This window comes from Planotetraspora sp. A-T 1434, assembly GCF_025420585.1.
Taxonomy (GTDB): Bacteria; Actinomycetota; Actinomycetes; order Streptosporangiales; family Streptosporangiaceae; genus JAOEGB01.
In genome coordinates this window covers 40,721-57,719 of the sequence record NZ_JAOEGB010000008.1, presented here as the reverse complement: position 1 = coordinate 57,719, position 16,999 = coordinate 40,721, and the positions used below count along the sequence as shown (strand labels likewise).

At 70.3% G+C, this 16,999-nt stretch carries 13 protein-coding genes, 1 tRNA gene and 1 pseudogene; 3 read left to right on the top strand and 12 right to left on the bottom strand.

Annotated features, from left to right (window positions below):
• The first annotated feature begins 611 nt into the window (after window positions 1-611).
• Window positions 612-2,528 (top strand): WD40/YVTN/BNR-like repeat-containing protein, encoded by a 1,917-nt coding sequence (locus N5079_RS12510; protein ID WP_261583811.1) that lies wholly within the window; start codon window positions 612-614, stop codon window positions 2,526-2,528.
• A gap of 39 nt (window positions 2,529-2,567) precedes the next feature.
• On the opposite strand, the gene N5079_RS12505 is transcribed toward N5079_RS12510, so the two are convergent.
• Window positions 2,568-3,236, bottom strand: a complete 669-nt coding sequence (locus N5079_RS12505; RefSeq protein WP_261583810.1) for a GntR family transcriptional regulator — start codon at window positions 3,234-3,236, stop codon at window positions 2,568-2,570.
• A 93-nt stretch (window positions 3,237-3,329) separates the two neighbouring features.
• Window positions 3,330-5,027 (bottom strand): L-arabinonate dehydratase, encoded by a 1,698-nt coding sequence (gene araD / locus N5079_RS12500; protein ID WP_261583809.1) that lies wholly within the window; start codon window positions 5,025-5,027, stop codon window positions 3,330-3,332.
• Between the two features lie 436 nt (window positions 5,028-5,463).
• Here araD and N5079_RS12495 point away from each other — a divergent pair, with 436 nt between their 5' ends.
• Entirely contained in the window at window positions 5,464-7,221 is a 1,758-nt protein-coding gene (locus tag N5079_RS12495) for a glycoside hydrolase family 75 protein (RefSeq protein WP_261583808.1), read from the top strand.
• Window positions 7,222-7,332: 111 nt separating this feature from the next.
• On the opposite strand, the gene N5079_RS12490 is transcribed toward N5079_RS12495, so the two are convergent.
• Together N5079_RS12490 and N5079_RS12485 are read right to left on the bottom strand one after the other, a co-directional pair.
• Window positions 7,333-8,181: an SCO6745 family protein gene (locus tag N5079_RS12490; protein WP_261583807.1), complete on the bottom strand. Its 849-nt coding sequence runs from the start codon at window positions 8,179-8,181 to the stop codon at window positions 7,333-7,335.
• Window positions 8,182-8,622: 441 nt separating this feature from the next.
• Window positions 8,623-9,864: a hypothetical protein gene (locus tag N5079_RS12485; protein WP_261583806.1), complete on the bottom strand. Its 1,242-nt coding sequence runs from the start codon at window positions 9,862-9,864 to the stop codon at window positions 8,623-8,625.
• Window positions 9,865-10,061: 197 nt separating this feature from the next.
• Between N5079_RS12485 and N5079_RS12480 the strand changes: the two are divergent.
• Window positions 10,062-10,535, top strand: a pseudogene (locus tag N5079_RS12480) (transposase); the annotation flags it as partial.
• 104 nt (window positions 10,536-10,639) lie between these two features.
• Here the strand turns inward: N5079_RS12480 and N5079_RS12475 are convergent.
• From N5079_RS12475 to N5079_RS12440, 8 genes are all read right to left on the bottom strand, one after another.
• Window positions 10,640-10,712 (bottom strand) — tRNA-Ala (locus tag N5079_RS12475).
• A 272-nt stretch (window positions 10,713-10,984) separates the two neighbouring features.
• Window positions 10,985-11,866 (bottom strand): EamA family transporter, encoded by an 882-nt coding sequence (locus N5079_RS12470; protein ID WP_261583805.1) that lies wholly within the window; start codon window positions 11,864-11,866, stop codon window positions 10,985-10,987.
• A 199-nt stretch (window positions 11,867-12,065) separates the two neighbouring features.
• Complete coding sequence (locus N5079_RS12465; RefSeq protein WP_261583804.1) at window positions 12,066-12,383, bottom strand: hypothetical protein; 318 nt, start codon at window positions 12,381-12,383, stop codon at window positions 12,066-12,068.
• Window positions 12,384-12,540: 157 nt separating this feature from the next.
• The gene (locus tag N5079_RS12460) at window positions 12,541-13,233 is read right to left on the bottom strand and encodes an SRPBCC family protein (protein WP_261583803.1); all 693 of its coding nucleotides are present in this window, start codon (window positions 13,231-13,233) and stop codon (window positions 12,541-12,543) included.
• 111 nt (window positions 13,234-13,344) lie between these two features.
• Window positions 13,345-14,796, bottom strand: a complete 1,452-nt coding sequence (locus tag N5079_RS12455) for a CynX/NimT family MFS transporter (RefSeq protein WP_261583802.1) — start codon at window positions 14,794-14,796, stop codon at window positions 13,345-13,347.
• 94 nt (window positions 14,797-14,890) lie between these two features.
• Window positions 14,891-15,304, bottom strand: a complete 414-nt coding sequence (locus tag N5079_RS12450; protein WP_261583801.1) for a hypothetical protein — start codon at window positions 15,302-15,304, stop codon at window positions 14,891-14,893.
• Entirely contained in the window at window positions 15,301-15,657 is a 357-nt protein-coding gene (locus N5079_RS12445; protein ID WP_261583800.1) for a hypothetical protein, read from the bottom strand. Before N5079_RS12445 ends, N5079_RS12450 begins: the two co-directional genes overlap by 4 nt.
• 117 nt (window positions 15,658-15,774) lie before the next feature.
• Complete coding sequence (locus N5079_RS12440) at window positions 15,775-16,869, bottom strand: glutamate--cysteine ligase (protein ID WP_261583799.1); 1,095 nt, start codon at window positions 16,867-16,869, stop codon at window positions 15,775-15,777.
• Between the last annotated feature and the right edge of the window lie 130 nt (window positions 16,870-16,999).

Genomic DNA, 16,999 nt, shown 5'->3' with positions numbered 1-16,999 from the left:
GCCAGGAGCGGGCCGGCCGATGCAGGCCAAGGAGCGCATGGAGATGATGGCCGGGGAGGACCCGGCCGAAGCGGGCCAGGAGGCCTTCGAGGCCTCGACCATCGCGGCGCAGTGGGCGGAGGCCAGGACGGCCCCCGGCATCGTCTCCCCCGGCGCGTACGGCGCGGCCTTCACCCAGCTTCAGGGCCTGCAGGCGACCAAGGGCGGCTGGACCGAGACCACGAAGGTCCCCTACGACGCCGACGACCCGCGCTACCGCGACTACGCGTCCAACTCCTCCGGCGGCGCCGGTCTGGTCACCGGGCGGGTCACCGGCCTCGCCGCCGACGGCAAGGGCCACGTCTATGCGGCCGGAGCCGACGGCGGCGTGTGGCGATCCGCCACCGGCGGCGGCAAGTGGACGCCCATCGCCGACGGCCTGCCGAGCCTGTCCTCCGCGAACCTGACTCGCGGCCGACGGCTCGCTCTGGTACGCCACGGGCGAGGGCAACACCGGCGCCACCTCCTTCGTCGGCTCGGGCGTGTACCGCCTCGCCGACCCCACCACCGGCTCCTTCACACCGGGCAACCGGGTGGGCGGCACCGAACTGGAGAGCACCACGATCCGCGGCATGCGGTTCGGCGGCGGCAAAGTGTGGGTGGCGACGAGCGCGGGCGTGTGGAGCCACGACGCCTCGACGGCCGCCGGCGCCTGGCACATGGAGTTCACGCCCAACCCCGACTACCTCGCCGGCGGGTCCAAGGCCGGTGACCCGAACGCCCCCTACAAGAACATCGCCAACGACATCGCGATCGACCCGCTCAACCCCAAGCACGTGATCGCGGCGATCGGCTGGCGCAGCGGCGACACCTACAACGGGTTCTACGAGACGGCCGACTACACGCGCGGCCCGGCGAGCTGGCAGAAGGTCAACCCGGGCGGCGCCATGCCCGCCGACGACGTCGGTTACGTCACCTTCGCCTACAGCTCCGACGCCCGCACGCTGTATGCGATCAACCAGTCGCCGAAGCTGCTCAACAAGGCCGTGGGCACGGTGAACAGCTACCTGGACGGCATCTACGTCTCGCCCAGCGGCTCCCCCGCCGGACCCTGGAACAAGATCGCCGACTCCACGAAGCTGGCCAACTCCGGCTCCGCGCTGAAGCAGGCCGAGAGCGGCAAGGGATACGGCCCCGGCGTCCAGGCCTGGTACAACCAGTTCCTCATCGTCGACCCGACGGACGCCCGGCACGTCTACGCCGGCCTGGAAGAGGTGTACGAGACCACCAACGGCGGGGCCACCTGGAAGACCGTCGGGCCGTACTGGAACTTCGGCTTCGACTGCTGGGCGATCGACGACGCTTCCAACACGTGCCCGAAGAGCACCCACCCCGACCAGCACTCTGTCGCCATCGGCTCCTACCAGGGCAAGAGCTACGTCTACGTCGGCAACGACGGAGGCGTCTACCGGCGGCCACTGCGCGGCGTGACCAACGCCCACGGCAACGCCACTGACTGGCAGAGCCTGTCCGACGGCACCATGGACGCCCTGCAGTACTACGCCGTGGCGGTCGGCAAGGACGGCGCCGGCGTCGCGGTCTCCGGCGGCCTGCAGGACAACGGCGCGTCCGTGCTGCGGCCCGGCGACACCGTCATGGGCTCCAACTTCGGCGGCGACGGCGGCGACTCGATGGCCGACCCGGCCAACGGCTGCCGCCAGGTGCAGGAGTACGTCTACCTCGCCATGCGGGTCACGCTCAACTGCAACGTCAACCCCGGCGCGCTCGACGAGGAACACTCCTCCTCCAAGGACATCCAGCCGTACACCAGCAGCGCCGGCGACGAGCCGGCCCGGTTCATCGCCCCCTTCGGCAGGGACGTCAGCGACGTCAACCGCTGGATTGCGGGCGGGCAGCACGTGTGGATCAACACCGCGGGCTTCGCGATCAGCGACGGCAAGCAGTGGAAGAACCTCTTCGACCTCGGCGCCGGCCACGTCGCCACCGCGGTCGCGATGTCCCAGGGCACCGCGTACGTCGGGTGGTGCGGTCCCTGCAACAACGCCGGCTTCGGCCGCGGCATAGCGGTGGGCCGCTTCGACGACCCGGCGAGCTGGCGCCAGCTCACGCTCCCTTCGGACGGCTCGGTCCTGCCGAACCGCTATATCTCAGGGTTCGCCGCCGACCCCGCCGACCCGCGGCACGTGATCGTGGCGATCAACGGCTTCTCCCGCCGCTGGACGGAGGGTCCGGGCGCGGGGGTCGGCCACGTCTACGAGTCCACCGACGGCGGGACGACGTGGAAGGACATCTCCGCCAACCTGCCCGACGTGCCGGCCAACGCGCTGTCCATCGTGCCCGGCGGGCTGGTCCTCGCCACCGACCTCGGCGCCGTCTACCGCCCCGCCGCCGCCACCGGCTGGACGCGCCTGGGCGGCAACCTGCCCACGACCGCGGTGACGGACGTGGAATACTCCCCCTCCGACCAGAAGGTCTACGCCGCGACCCACGGCCGCGGGATCTGGTCGTTCTCCCTGTCCCAGCTCTGACCGCGCAGGGGGCTCGGTGCCGGTCGCCGAGCCCCGGCGTCAACGCGCCCTTGAGAGATGGAGGACCGAGCGTTTGATGTGCTTGCGCGTCAGACGCTCGGCCAGCGGGCCGTCGCCCGCCTCCACGGCGGCGAGGATGGCCTCGTGCTCCTCGTACTCCTCCCGCCAGGTGGGCCAGTGCTTCCACAGCACGGTGACGGTGCCGAGCGCGGCGAGGTCCTGGAGGTTGTCGAGCTGGGTGACGACCAGCTCGTTGCCGCAGCCCGAGTAGAGCTCGCGGTGGAACCGCCGGTTGGCGAGGCTCATCGCGGTCATGTCGGCCCCGGCCAGCAGCTCCCTGGCCTCGTCGAGGGCCTTCCTGGCGTCCGCTACGACGGCAGGATCGGCCGCCCTGGCCGTGCGGCCGATCGCCCATGGTTCGGTGAGGAGCCGCACCTCGTACGCCTTCCGGACGTCGTCGGGCCCGACGACCCTAACGGTCACGCCGCGGTTGGGACTGATGACGACGAGGCCGGTGGAGGCCAGGCCGATGAGCGCCTCTCGGACGGGAGTCTTCGAGACCCCGAGCTGGTCGGCGAGACGGCGCTCGACCAGCGTCTCCCCCTGCTTGATCCGGCCGGACAGGATGGCGGCGCGGATGGAGTCGGCGACAAGGTCGGTGCGCGTGGTCGAACGCGCCACCGGCTGCAGGACGTGCTCAGCGGTCATGTATATGGATATACCAATACTCCGCCGTGCTCAGTCCATGGTGGTGCGACGCCGCGCGCCTCGGGTGCCCGGCGCGGGTCCTGACAAACGTTCTCAGTCGACCTCGGGTTCCGGCGCTCCCTTCGTGCCCGCCAGGAAGTCGAAGTCGCAGCCCTCGTCCGCCTGGAGGATGTGCCTGTCGTAGATCGCGCCGTACCCACGCGAATAGTACGGCTCGGGCGGCGTCCACTCGGCGCGTCTTCTGGCCAGCTCCTCCTCCGGGACCTCCAGTGTGAGCCTGCGCGCCTCGACGTCGAGCGTGATCAGGTCGCCGTCCCTGACCAGCGCGAGCGGGCCTCCGACGTGCGACTCGGGGGCCACGTGCAGCACGCACGCGCCGTAGCTGGTCCCGCTCATCCGGGCGTCCGAGATCCGCACCATGTCGCGCACGCCCTGCTTGAGCAGGTGGTCGGGGATCGGCAGCATCCCGTGCTCCGGCATGCCGGGGCCGCCCCTGGGGCCCGAGCCGCGCAGCACGAGCACACTGTCCGGAGTGGCCGGCACCTCGTTGATCCGGCGCAACAGGTCGCGGTGGCTCTCGAACACCACCGCCGGGCCGGTGTGCTTGAGGAGCCGGGGGTCCGCCGCGATGTGCTTGATCACCGCGCCGCCGGGTGCGAGGTTCCCCCGCAGGACGGCGAGGCCGCCCTCGGGCGACAGCGGATCGTCCCGGCGCCTGATGACCTTCTCGTCGTACGGCTCCCGCGTGGCGATGCCCTGGCCGTTGACCGTGGGCCGGTCGAGGTGGAGGAGGTCCGCGACGCGGTGGAGCAGCGCGGGCAGGCCGCCCGCCCGGTAGAAGTCCTCCATCAGGAACGCCCCGCTGGGCCGTACGTCGGCGAGGACCGGCACCTCGCGGGCGGCGGCGTCGAAGTCGTCGAGCGTCAGGTCCACGCCGCTGCGGCGGGCCATCGCGATGAGGTGGATGACCGAGTTGGTCGATCCGCCGAGGGCGAGGACTGTGGTCAGCGCGTCGCGGTAGGCCCGCTCGTCGAGCAGGGTGGAGGGCCGCACGTCGTCCCAGGCCAGCTTGACGGCCAGGCGCCCGCTCGCGGCCGCCATGCGGGTGTGCGCGGAGAGCACCGCGGGGATGGACGCCGCGCCCGGCAGGGTCAGCCCGAGCACCTCGGCCACCGACGTCATCGTCGAGGCCGTGCCCATCGTCATGCAGTGGCCGGGCGAGCGGGCGATGCCCTCCTCGATCTCCGCCCACTGCTCGTCCGTGATGAGCCCGGCGCGCTTGTCGGCCCAGTACTTCCACATGTCGCTGCCGCTGCCGAGCCTGCGGCCCTGCCAGTCGCCCGGCACCATCGGCCCGCAGGGCACGAAGATCACCGGCAGGTCCGCGCTGATCGCGCCCATGATCAGGGCCGGGGTCGTCTTGTCGCAGCCGCCCATCAGCACGGCGGCGTCCAGCGGGTAGGAGCGCAGCACCTCCTCGGTCTCCATCGCGAGAAGGTTCCGGTACAGCATGGCCGTCGGCTTCTGGAAGGTCTCCCCCACCGCCATGACCGGCAGCTCCACCGGGTAGCCGCCCGCCTGCCACACGCCGCGCTTGACGTCCTCCGCGCGGTCGCGCAGATGCATGTGGCAGGGGTTGAGCTCGCTCCAGGTATTGAGGATGCCGATGACCGGTTTGCCGAGATGCTCCTCAGCCGACAGACCGAGCTGCCGTGTCCGTGCCCGGTGGCTGAACGATCTGAGGCTGTCGGTTCCGTACCAGCGATGGCTGCGCAGCTCTTCCGGTGTCACTTGCTCGAAGTTAGCCAGCTCGCCTTGATATATCAAGATATCTCCGGTCGTTATGAGGAGATCATGCAAACGTTTTCGCCCACGCCCCCCACTTCTCGCCGTGATCATGCACAGGTTCCCCCGCATGGCCACTGACGTGCGAAACCAAGCGCCGTGATCATGCACATGTTCCCGCCCCGGCCGCTGACGTGCGGGAACGACCACCGTGATCATGCGCTGCGCCCGAAGGCGCCGATCGGGCTACCGGCACAACCGTGCCGCCGCGAGCGTCGCGTCTGCCACAACCCCGGCTTTCCCCTGACCGCACCGGCATAGCCGTACATGTCCTGACGGGAAAGTCCTTTCCGGTCTTTGTCTCCTCTTGACCTGGTTCTGACTCGGGCCTAGCGTAGCGGCCAATTGTTAGGAAGGCTTCCTAATTTTCAGGAGGTGAGCGATGCGAAGAGCCCCCCGCTTCGCATCAGCGCTGCTGACGCTGAGCGTCGCAGCCGCGGGTCTGTTCGTCACAGGCTCCGCGAGCGCGGCGACCACCCGTTTGGAGGCGGAGAACGCCACTATCTCCCAGGGAGTGGTGGAGTCCAACCATCTCAACTTCTCCGGCACCGGCTTCGTCAACGGCGACAACGTGACGGGCAGCTACACCGAGTGGACCGTGAACTCCTCGTTCGCCGGAAGCGCCACGCTGGCGTTCCGGTACGCCAACGGCACCACCATCGACCGGCCCGCGGACATCGCGGTGAACGGCACGGTCGTCGCCGCGAACCAGTCGTTCAACAGCACGACCAACTGGGACACGTGGGCCACCTACACGCTCACGACGAACCTCAACGCCGGGGCGAACAAGGTCCGGATCACGTCCACGAGCGTGAACGGCAACCCCAACCTCGACTACATCGACGCCACCACCCCCGACGCCCCGGTGACGGCGTACCAGGCCGAGGACGCGACCCTGTCGCAGGCCGGCGTGTTCAGCAACCATCTCGGCTTCACCGGCACCGGCTTCGTGGACTACACGAACGTGGCCGGAAGCTACATCCAGTGGACGGTCAACGCCGCGGCCGCCGGAAGCTCCACCATCACGTTCCGGTACGCCAACGGCACGACCGTCAACCGGCCGATGGACATCGCCGTCAACGGCACGGTCGTCTCCGCGAACAAGGCGTTCAACAGCACGACCAACTGGGACACCTGGGCCACCAGCTCGGTCACCGCGAACCTCAACGCGGGCGCCAACACCATCCGGGCCACCGCCACCACCGCGAACGGCGGCCCGAACGTCGACAAGATCGACGTCACCGGCGGCGGCGGAGGCGGCGGGGACACCCAGGCGCCCACCGTGCCCGGCGGCCTCCAGGTCACCGGCACCACGTCGTCGAGCATCTCGCTCTCCTGGAGCGCGTCCACCGACAACGTGGGCGTCACCGGCTACCGGGTCTACGAGGGCGGCACCGTCGTGGCGTCGCCCAGCGGCACCACGGCGACGATCTCGGGCCTGTCCGCCTCGACGTCGCACACCTACAACGTCACCGCCGTCGACGCGGCCGGTAACGAGTCGGGCCACAGCTCCAGCGTGACCGGCACCACCACCAGCGGCAGTGGCGGCACCGTGACCGCCGACCAGCTGCTCGCCAAGATCACGACTTGCCAGCAGATCTCCAACGGCAAGTACAAGACCGACAGCGACTCCGGCAGCGCCACCGTGCCGGTGTGCAACAAGACCGGCGCGGTGTACTGGCAGGCCGACATGGACATCGACTGTGACGGCGTCCGCACCACGCAGTGCAACGAGAACACCGACTGCTGCTACCAGAACGACACCGCCTGCCACACCAGCGGCGGCTCCCCGCTCAACGCCGCGACCCTGCCGTACGTCGTGGTCCCGAGCTCCAGCAGCATCTGGAACTACACGACCAAGGGCATCGGCTGTGGCACCGTCATCGCGGTGATCTACAACGGGAAGGTCGAATACGCGGTGATGGGCGACACCGGCCCCACCGGAATCATCGGTGAGGCGTCCTACAAGACGGCCTCCGACCTGGGCATCAACCCCGACCCGAGCAACGGCGGCACCGACTCCGGCGTGACGTACATCGTCTTCACCGGCTCCGGCACCAAGGTCGCTCAGGAGGAGAACCACAGCCAGGCCGTGACCCTCGGCAACCAGCTGGCCCAGCAGTTCATCAACAACAACTGATCAGGCAGATCCCTGTGTAGGCAGGATCCGTCACAGCAGTCGTGCCCGCTCCGCGCGCCGGGGCGGGCACAATGCGTTCCGCACCTGACGCCCGTCAGGCCGGAAGCCCCGTCAGGCCAGATCAGCCGGGAGGGTGAGCAGGCCGGCGTCGACCACCGCCCGGCCGAACCCTCTCGCCAGTACGGCGAGGCGCTCGCAGCCCTCCTCACCGAGAGCGGCGTAGGCGGGCAGCGCGAGCTCGTCGGTCCGCTCCTCGATCCGCCGTCGGAGCGCCTGGCCCCGCTCGCTGACCGTGGGCCCCTCTCCGAGGAGTCCGCGCGACCGCAGCGCGTCCTCCCCGGCGGCCCATTCCTCCCTGCTCCATCCCCGGGTCTTCTTCAGAAAGGAGACGGGAATGTCCCCGGCGGCGGCGTGGAGGATCAGCGCCTCCAGACCACTCAGCTCCTCGGCCGCCAGGACCGCGATGTGGCCGTCGCCGCGATACTCGCGCAGCAGGGTCTGGGCGTGCCACAGGGCGAGAACGGGGTCCTCGGGCCACTTCAGCGCCGCGTGGGCGGCGAACAGCGGACGTCCGGGGAGCCGCTCGCACGCGGCGAGGGCCGCGCGGCGTGCCAGCGCCAGCGTCTCCTCCAGATCGGGACGGGCGTGGATGTCCGCCCGGCGAAGGGCCGCGTCGGCCGCGTCGAGCCGGGCGGCCAGCAGCTTGTCCGGGCTCACCACGCCCCAGGCCGCCGGGAGCGCCTTCCGGATGAGACGAGGCGAGAAGTTGTAGAAGGTCGCGATGACCAGTTCCGGCGAGGCGGCCCCGAAGGCCGCGGCCCGCGAGGCGAAGTAGCCGCTCTGCCAGTCGGTGAGGCCCAACGCGGCGTACCGCTCCCTGGCCTCGGGCACGAAGTAGATCATGCCGTGCACGGGTTCGAGACGGCGCCATCCCTGACGAGCGATTTGAGGATCGACCATGGGCCCGATCCTGCCACACGGACCGACCAGTCGGTATGACCCGTGTGCCACCCGGCCGGCAGGCGCCATTTGGACGGATGGCCGATAAGGCAGTCCGACGATTCCGAGTCCGCCAAGACCGAAGAAGAGCAGGCGCTGCCGCAGCGGCTTGGACTGTGGCCCGGCCGTACGCGGCGGAAGCGAGCGGTCCCCGAAGCGTCCGAGACTGCCGAGACCTTGCCGAACGCTTCGCCTCCGCGTCGCGACCGTGAACGACGCCTTCGCCGAGGCGGCCACCCTGCTCGACGACCTTAGGCGTGACAGATAGAGCACCGGAAGGACCTCAGACGGGCCGCTGACGTGGACAGAACAACTCGAGTGAAGCCTGTCGAGGTATATCGAGCCGAGAGGCTCAATGGTCCAGTCCAACGGGAGCCCACGTGGCTGACGGTCGCCGCTCTCTCAGCCTTCCTCGTCGTCCCCGCGCCGACGGAGCGCTCGCTCGGCAATCCCGCTGGAGATCTTGCCCGTCACCGATCTGGCCCGGTCGAGGGTCTCGTTACCGAGGCGCCGGGCGGCATCGACGCTCTCTGCTCCTGTCTCGAGCACCTTGTCCCTCGCCTCCGCGGCCGCGTCCACCCATCGTCTCGCCTCCAATGACTGTCGACCGCGCTCGATCCCGAGCCGCCCGTGGAAGTCAACGACGGTGATCTCGACATGGTTGCTCGAATGCACCACAGCCCGCGACGTGGTGGGGTGCAGCAGCACCTTCGTGTTGGCCGTGTCAGCGGCCGCCTCCATGCGGGCCATCAGACGCTCGGTGCTCCGTGAGATGAGTTCCAGCCGGTTCTGCCGTGCAGCCCGAAGTGCGAGGCGATGCCGGTCCAGCTCCTCCGGAGCCGCGTCCAACACCCGGTCGAGTTCGAGCACGGCGATCGCGTCCTGCAGTTGGAAGCAGCGAGCCAGAACGGCGAGCCACTCCTGTACCTTGGACTCGGCTTCCTTGGACGTCTTGGCGAGATCACCGATCTTGGTCTTGTGCTCTATCTTCTCCGCGAGCGCGTCGAGTTGACGCAGCGCGTACGCCTGGGTTCGTGCGATCGTCACCGGCGTGGCCTGCACCTTCGACCACGTGACCTCGGAGACCCGGCCCACCTGCTCTCGGATGGTCATGGCCTCCTCGATCACGAGGTCCACTCCGATCATGTCCGCCAACACAGCGTCTTTCTGGGCGCGGAGCACGTCGTCGACCTTCTCGTCGATCGTGGCGAGATAGTCGGTGATCTCGTCCATGGTCTGTTGCATCGCAAGCTGTGCCATGATCCCCGCGGCACCAGCCAGAATCGCCGGGTTGGTCAGAAGCGATCCGGGCCCCTTCACGAATTCGACGAATCCCTTGATCTGGCCGTTGTTCCCCTTCAGCACACCTGAGCTGAGACCCGTCTTGGAACTTTCCCTCAGCCCGTACTTGTCGACAAGCTGCGCGGACTCCCTGGTCAGCTTCACCCAGCGACCTGAGTTGGCGGCAATCTCGGAACCTGCCCGTGCGGCTCCAGCCCCGGTACTGAGAACAGATCCAAGCCGTTGCAGTCCGAGGTCCTTCGACGGCAGTCCCTCAGAGACCAGGAAGCGTTCGACAGCCGTCGGATTCCCGATGACCGCCAGTCCATCGCCGTCACTGATCAGCTGAATCTCGTTATCCATCGTCGGCTCCTGAAGTGTGGGCAGGGAAGCGGCTCTTCACAGTTGAGGGTGGAGCCGGGATGCGCGCGGCGGTCGCGGGGGCGGGGGTCGAGGTCCTCCAGGATAGGAGTTCCTACGGTCACCGTCCGACGGAAGACCTCGACGTGCCCCACGCTATCTTCGACGCCCCCTGACCTGACCGCGTTCTGCCGCCTCGATGGCGGCAGAACACCGCGAAGGCCGCACCGCCGAAGGCGAAGCTGTCGCGCGGCGGGTTGCGGTGGGCGCTGGAGAGCATCGTCATCGACCACCTCACCGTCGCCCGCGTCGCGGCCGGGCTCGGGGTATCGTGGCATACCGCCAACAGCACGGTCCTGGCCGAGGGGAAGCAGGTGCTCATCGGCGACCCTGGCCGGTTCAACGGCGTGCGGGTGATCGGCGACGCCAGCGGCGTCCCGGCCGCTCTGAAGGAGATCCGCAAGCTCGGCCGGACGCTGAAGCTGCGCGCCGCCGACGTGCTCGCGTTCTTTGACCGCCCCGGCACCAGCAACGGCCCGACCGAGGCGATAAACGGCCGGCTCGAGCACCTCCGTGGCTCCGCCCTCGGGTTCCGCAACCTGACGAACTACATCGCCAGATCGCTGCTCGAAGCCGGAGGCTTCAGACCCGACCTACACCCCCAAATGCGATGAGCCCGTTATGCACTCTCACGGGAGTTGTGCCGCGCACATAGGAAGGAAACACCGGGAAACGAAAAAGGCCACCCCGGAGGGTGGCCTTTGGTTGCCCGTCTGTGTGGAGCTATGGGGACTCGAACCCCAGACCCCCTCCATGCCATGGAGGTGCGCTACCAGCTGCGCTATAGCCCCTTGCGACGCCAGCCAGTGTATAGGACACCGCGCGCTGGCGGGTAACCGGCGAAAGGATGTCGCACCCCGCGCCGAGATCGCGGCGGACCCGCTCCACGGCGAGCCCGCCGTACGGCCGCCCGGCCCGTTCCACGGCGGGCAAGCCGTACGGCGGCGCGGACGGCACCGCCGTGTTCAGTCCGCAGCCTCCAACCGGCGGCCTCCAACCGGCGGCCTCCAACCGGCGGCCTCCAACCGGCGGCCTTCAACCGGCAGGTTCAACCGGGGGCGTTTCAACCGGCGGCGTTCAGCTCTGACCGCGCGAGGCAGGCGACGGCGGCCAGCAGGGTGATCCCTCCCGCGAGCTGGGCCGCGGCGAGGTGCTCGCGCAGCAGGAAGACCCCGATCGCGGCGGCGACCAGCGGTTCCAGCAGCGCGATGACGGCGGCGGTCGTGCCGCTCACCGTCCTGAGGCCCGCGAAGAACAGGCCGTACGCCAGCGCCGTCGGAACGGCCCCCAAATAGGCGAGCAACAGCACCGTGGCCCCCGCGTCACCGGGCGCCGGAAACAGGCCGTGAGCCGCCGCCAGGGGCAGCAGGCAGACGGCTCCGGCCACGAACCCCCACAGAGCACGGCCCCGATCGTCCCCCGCCGATCGGGCGAACAGCGTGACGGCGGAATAGCCCGCCGCCGACAGCAGGGCGTAACCCACGCCCGCCGGGGTGAACCGACCGGCTCCCCCGACGAGCATGGCGAGGCCCGCGACGGCCAGCCCGACGCAGGCCAGGCGTGTACGGCTAAACGGCTCACGCAGGAAGACCCGCCCACCGACCGCGACGAGCACGGGGTTGGCCCCCATCGTCACCATCGTGGCGACGGCCACGCCCGTGTCGGCGATCGCGGCGAAGTACGCGGCCTGGCACACCGCCATGGCGGGGCCGATGACCGCGATCGTCCTCCATGACGGACGACTCGCCGGGCGGCGGCCGACGCGGGCGGCGATCAGCAGAAACGCCGCTCCGCAGGCGAACCGCCAGAAGGACACGGCGACGGGACTGAGATCGCCGGTGCGGTGGAGCAGTGCGCCCGCTGCGCCGCCGGTCCCCCAGGCGGCCGCGGCGATGGACAGGTGGACAAGGCCCCGCCGAACAGGCAGGGCGGAAGCATGCGTCATCGACGCCTCTCATCGGTTGATGGCCGGCAGGTCCCCTAATGCGGGCGGCGGCCATCGACCGGGCCGGTCAGGCCCGGTTCACCGGAGAGCGCGCCCGCTATCGGGCGGGCGGCGGAGAGACGATCAATCGCATGCGGGCACGGTAGCGCGGGGCGGGGGCTCCCCGCACCCCCGTTTCCGGGCGCCGGGAGGCGACGCCCTACTCTTGGATGCTGGCAGTCCGGGACGAGGTCAGGTCGTCCCGGGCTGCCTCATGTGGCCTGCCGGGGAGCCCGGAAGGGCCGCCCTGCGTCCTCGGGGCAACGGATCGATCACCGGGCCTGCCGGCCGCTACCGTTGAGGGGATGCGGTCGCGCCGCGTTCGCTGCCCGCTACCGCGCGGCTGATCGAGGAGCACCCCGGGCTTCTCCAGCTCAGGGCGCTCCAGGTGGCCGTCGAGCGGCAGACCACCGTCGTCCTCGGCCCGCGCCGCCCCCAGGAAGCTGAGCCAGGAGTGAGCCAGGAGCGAGCCCGGCATGACGGGCCTCCCATACGGCTTGCGCCGCCCCCGCGGAGGCGCAAGCCGTATTCATGGGATGAACCGACGTATGAATATAGCAGAAAGGAGCCCATCCTCCCTTTTGGGGGGATGGGCTCCAATTCTCCGGCTCGTGCGCCGGTCCCCACCGACCCGGCTAGATGACCGGTCCGGGAGTGTCACGCGGCGGCACCGGGCCGGCGCCGGGCGGAACGGGGCCGGTCCCGGGGGCCGGCGGGATCGGGCCGGTGCCGGGCGGAGGCAGCGGCGTCTCACGCGGATACTCGGGGTTCACCGGCTGCGGCGGCATGGGCTCGCCGATGTCGTAACCCGTGCCGGACCCCCCTCCGGCTCCGCGCCCGGACCCCGTCTCGGAGCCGCCGGGACCCCGCTGGTGCGGCCCGGGGACCTCCCCGCGCCAGGCGCCGGTCTCGCCGCCCCGCGACTCGATGAAGTCCTTGAACCTCTCGAGGTCGCCCCTGACCCGCAGGCGCACGATCTGCAGCGTGTCGGCGGCCTTCTCCGCGAAGCCCTCGGGGTCGTACTCCATCTGGAGCGTCACCCGCGTCGTGTCGTCGCTCAGCCGGTGGAACGTCACCACACCGGCCTGCCGCGGCCTGTCCAGGGAACGCCACGCCACCCTCTCGTCCGGGTGCTGCTCGGTGATCTCGGCTTCGAACTCCCGGCGGACACCGGCGATCTCGACGACCCAGTCGGTACGCGTGTCATCGATCTGCTTGACCGACTCCACGCCTTCCATGAACTCCGGGAAGCTCTCGAACTGGGTCCACTGGTTGTACGCCGTTCGGATCGGGACATTCACGTCGACGGAGTGTTCGATCGAGCTCATGCCTCCTCCTTCCGTTGTGGGTTGCACCCAAGCTCTGCCCGCAGGCCGGGGTCTAAACCCGGTCCCTGCCGTGTCCACTCATCGGCCAGTCAGCGGCCAGTCAGCGGCCAGTCAGGACCGAGGAGCGGGCCGGCGACGGTCCCCGCGCCGGACGGCGTGCCGGGCCGGCTGCGGCCGGGGCGACGGAACCGGGTCGGCCTTGCCGTCACGCAACGCCCTCGCGCCGATGGCACGCGCACGAGTACGCCCGGTGATGGGCGTGGTGATCCGGTCGCGAACCCCGCGGGACGCGTGCCCCGCCTCGGATTCCAGGGCGGCCCACCCGCGGTCCTGTACGGCCCGCCGGTGGCCGCCGCCCCGGCGACGGCCGTGATGCTCGTCCTCCAGCGCTCGCGGGGCCCCCACGTACCAGCCGGTGAGGGCCTGCGCGGCCACGGCGGCGAACAGCAGGCCGAACGGCAGCGCCCAGCCGCCGCTCACCTGGTACAGCAGGCCGAAGACGAGCGGGCCCGCGCCCGCGATGAGATATCCGGTGCTCTGCCCGAAGGCCGACAGGGCGGCGGTGGCTTCGGAGGTCCGGGTGCGCAGCGCCAGCAGTGACAGCGCGAGTGGGAAGGAGCCCATCCCGAGGGAGACGGCGACCGACCACACCCACAGCACGTGGCCGGTGAGCAGCCCGGCGAACCCGGCCGCGTAGAGGGCGACGAAGCCCAGCACCAGCGGCCGCTGGTCGGACATGCGGGCCGACAGCGCCGGCACCACCAGCGAGGTCGGGACGCCCAGGCCGGTGAACACGGCGAGGACCAGACCGGCCTGCCCTGAGGTGTATCCGTGGTCCCGGAGCACTTCGGGCAGCCAGCCGAACATCACGTAGGCGATGATCGACTGGGAGCCGAAGTATCCGGCCATGGCCCAGGCCAGCCTGCTCCGCATCAGTCCCCCGCGGCCCGTCTGCACGAGGGTATTACGCCGCTCCGGCTCACTGCGCGACAGCGCAAGCCACGGAATGGCGGCGACGGCGGCCAGAGCCGCCCACACCCCCAGTGCCACGTGCCAGTTCCCATCGGCCGCCCGCTCGATGGGCACCGTCGCGGCCGCCGCGACCATGGTCCCGAGAGCGAGAGCCGTCGAGTAGACGGTCGTCATCGTCCCCGCCCGGCGGGGGAAATGCCGCTTGATCAGCGTCGGGATCACCACGTTGCCGATCGCCCCGCCGGCCAGCGCCACCACGCTGGCCGCGAGGAACACCTCCGCGGTCCCCACGAGGGACCGCAGCGCCAGACCGGCGCCGAGCAGGATGAGCGCGCCCAGCAGCAGCCGGTGCTCCCCCATCCTCCGGGCCAGCGCGGGCGTCACAGCCCCGAAGACGGCGAAGCAGAGCACCGGCAACGTCGTCAGCAGCCCGATCGCCGCGCCCGACATGCCGAGACCGGCCGTGACCTGGTCGAGGACGGGCCCCACACTCGTCACGGCGGTGCGCAGGTTGAGCGCGGCCAGGGTGATCCCGGCGGCGATCAGCCACGCGACGGACGGGCTGCCTTCACTGCGTGCGACGGCGCTCATCGCCGGCCTCAACTCCATAGGTTGTCCAGTCATCCCACGATTCGACAACCATACCAATGGAGTTATTCCGGGCGAGGGCCGGGACCGGCTCCCCTCAGGAGGCGGGCTTGCGGTGGCGGATCAGCCAGAACAGCCCGATGACCGGCAGCACGAGGGGCACGAAGCCGTAGCCGCTGCCGTACCGGGACCAGACGGTGGCGTGCGGGAACGCGGCGGGGTCCGCCAGGCTGAGGGTGCCGACGATCAGCACGCCGGCCAGCTCGATCGCGCAGGCGACCAGCGCGACACGGCGGCTGCCCCGGGCCAGCGCCAGGGTCAGCACGATATAGACCACGGCGGCGAAGGCCGACAGGAGGTACGCCAGGGGCGCCTCGGCGAACTTCGTGGCGATCTGGACACCGGCGCGCGAGGTCGCCGCGAGGGCGAACACGCCGTAGACCGCCACCAGGACGCGCCCCGGCCCCGACCTGACCGCGGCGTCGCCGCGCGCCGGGCCTCCGTCCGTCATGGGGTCGTCCCGTTCCAGATCTGCAGGAGCCGCCCGGTCATGACGGCCACGGTGAAGGCGGCGACGGCGATGACGCCGGGGCCCCAGCGGGTCCGCTCCGCCCGCCCCCACCAGACGGCGGCCGGCGGGATCACGATCGTGCCCGCCAGGTAGCCGATGAAGGTGGCCTTCTCCTCCACGCGCCCGATCGCGGCGACGGCCATGCCCGCCTGGACGAGCAGCGCCACCTCCAGCAGCGCGAGCGCGGCCAGCAGCACGGGCCCCATGGGCCGGTCGCGGATGGCGGTGACCACGCCGACGAGGGCGACGAGCAGGGCGCCGCCGATCAGCCAGCTCGAATACGCGCTTGTCATCGCGCGCCGCACACAGGAGACGCCGGGAGCTTCGGGAACGCCGGGAGCATGGCCAGTAGGCTATCGGCCCCACCGGCCCGTCCATGACCGAGGTGACGGCCCGCAGGCCCGACGGTGCTACGCCATGCGGGTCTCCCGAAGCAGAAGGTCGACGGCGTCCTGCGGCCGGCCATTCTGGGCGAGCGCTCCGCGCTGGCGCGACGCCGAGCTGCCCCGGCGCAACGCCTCGTCGGCCAGCTCGGACACGAGCTCCCAGTCGCCGATCTCCTCCAGCGCCGGCCGGAGGTCGTCGAGCATCCACGTGATCACCTGAGGCGCCGACGACGGCCTGCTCGTGATCGGTGACAGGAGGTCGTCTTCGAGGCCCGAGCGCGCGGCCCGCCAGTTGGCGGCGCGCAGGAGCGCGAGGCGTTCCTCGCCCTTCGGGGGCTCGCCGTTCAGCACGGCCTCGCTCTCCCGGGTGATCAGCGCCCGGAAGAGCCCGGCGAGCAGCACCACGTCGTCCGCCAGTGGGCAGGAGTCGCAGACGCGCAACTCCACCGTGGGCACGTGGGCGCTGAGCCGGATGTCGAAGTAGACCATGCCCCTGTCCTCGATGACGCCGGAGGCGACCAGGTCGTCGGCGGTCTGGTCATACTCCTCGGCGTTCTTGAAGGGCCCGACGGGCCCGGCGGTCGGCCAGCGCTGCCAGGCCAGGGCCCGGCTGCTGGCATACCCGGTGTCCGCGTCCTGCCAGTACGGCGAGCTCGCGCTGAGCGCCAGCAGCACCGGGAGCCACGGCTCGACGCGCTGGGCCGCCAGCACGGCCACGTCGCGGTCGTCGATCTCCACATGCACCTGGGCCCCGCAGATGAGCTGCTCCTGCGCGAGGAACTGGTAGGAGTCCGACAAGTATTGGTACCGCTCCCCCGGCGAGATGGTGAAGCCCTCGACGCCCGCCAGCGGGGTCGTCCCCGAGGCGATCACGCCGACGCCCAGCGGCTCCCCGGCGGCCACGAGCGCCTGGCGCAGCCGTACGATCTCGGCCCGCACATCGGCGAGGTCCTCAAGCGGCGTGCTGTTGGTCTCCACGACCGAGCGCTGCAACTCCGCGGCGAAGCCCTCCTCCGGCAGCCGATCCAGCATCGCCTGCGCCAGCGGCGTCAGCCGCCGGGTCTCCAGGTCGACGACCAGGAACTCTTCCTCGACACCCAGGGATCTCTTCTTCGTCATGTGCCCGTCACTACCCACGTGACGCCGATTACCCTTGACCAGACATGACGGGCGTCCTACTATCTGGGCAATTTGTTAATAACCCTTATTAACAAAAGCTCAGGAGGACCCTGTGCGCTCCCGGACCCTG

Coding starts and splice junctions, on each gene's coding strand:
- N5079_RS12455 (WP_261583802.1), bottom strand. CDS start 14,796: ATGAGCGCCGTCGCACGCAGTGAAGGCAGCCCGTCCGTCGCGTGGCTG.
- N5079_RS12470 (WP_261583805.1), bottom strand. CDS start 11,866: ATGACGCATGCTTCCGCCCTGCCTGTTCGGCGGGGCCTTGTCCACCTG.
- N5079_RS12465 (WP_261583804.1), bottom strand. CDS start 12,383: ATGCCGGGCTCGCTCCTGGCTCACTCCTGGCTCAGCTTCCTGGGGGCG.
- N5079_RS12490 (WP_261583807.1), bottom strand. CDS start 8,181: ATGGTCGATCCTCAAATCGCTCGTCAGGGATGGCGCCGTCTCGAACCC.
- N5079_RS12440 (WP_261583799.1), bottom strand. CDS start 16,869: ATGACGAAGAAGAGATCCCTGGGTGTCGAGGAAGAGTTCCTGGTCGTC.
- N5079_RS12445 (WP_261583800.1), bottom strand. CDS start 15,657: ATGACAAGCGCGTATTCGAGCTGGCTGATCGGCGGCGCCCTGCTCGTC.
- N5079_RS12460 (WP_261583803.1), bottom strand. CDS start 13,233: ATGAGCTCGATCGAACACTCCGTCGACGTGAATGTCCCGATCCGAACG.
- N5079_RS12510 (WP_261583811.1), top strand. CDS start 612: ATGCGGTTCGGCGGCGGCAAAGTGTGGGTGGCGACGAGCGCGGGCGTG.
- N5079_RS12495 (WP_261583808.1), top strand. CDS start 5,464: ATGCGAAGAGCCCCCCGCTTCGCATCAGCGCTGCTGACGCTGAGCGTC.
- N5079_RS12450 (WP_261583801.1), bottom strand. CDS start 15,304: ATGACGGACGGAGGCCCGGCGCGCGGCGACGCCGCGGTCAGGTCGGGG.
- N5079_RS12505 (WP_261583810.1), bottom strand. CDS start 3,236: ATGACCGCTGAGCACGTCCTGCAGCCGGTGGCGCGTTCGACCACGCGC.
- N5079_RS12485 (WP_261583806.1), bottom strand. CDS start 9,864: ATGGATAACGAGATTCAGCTGATCAGTGACGGCGATGGACTGGCGGTC.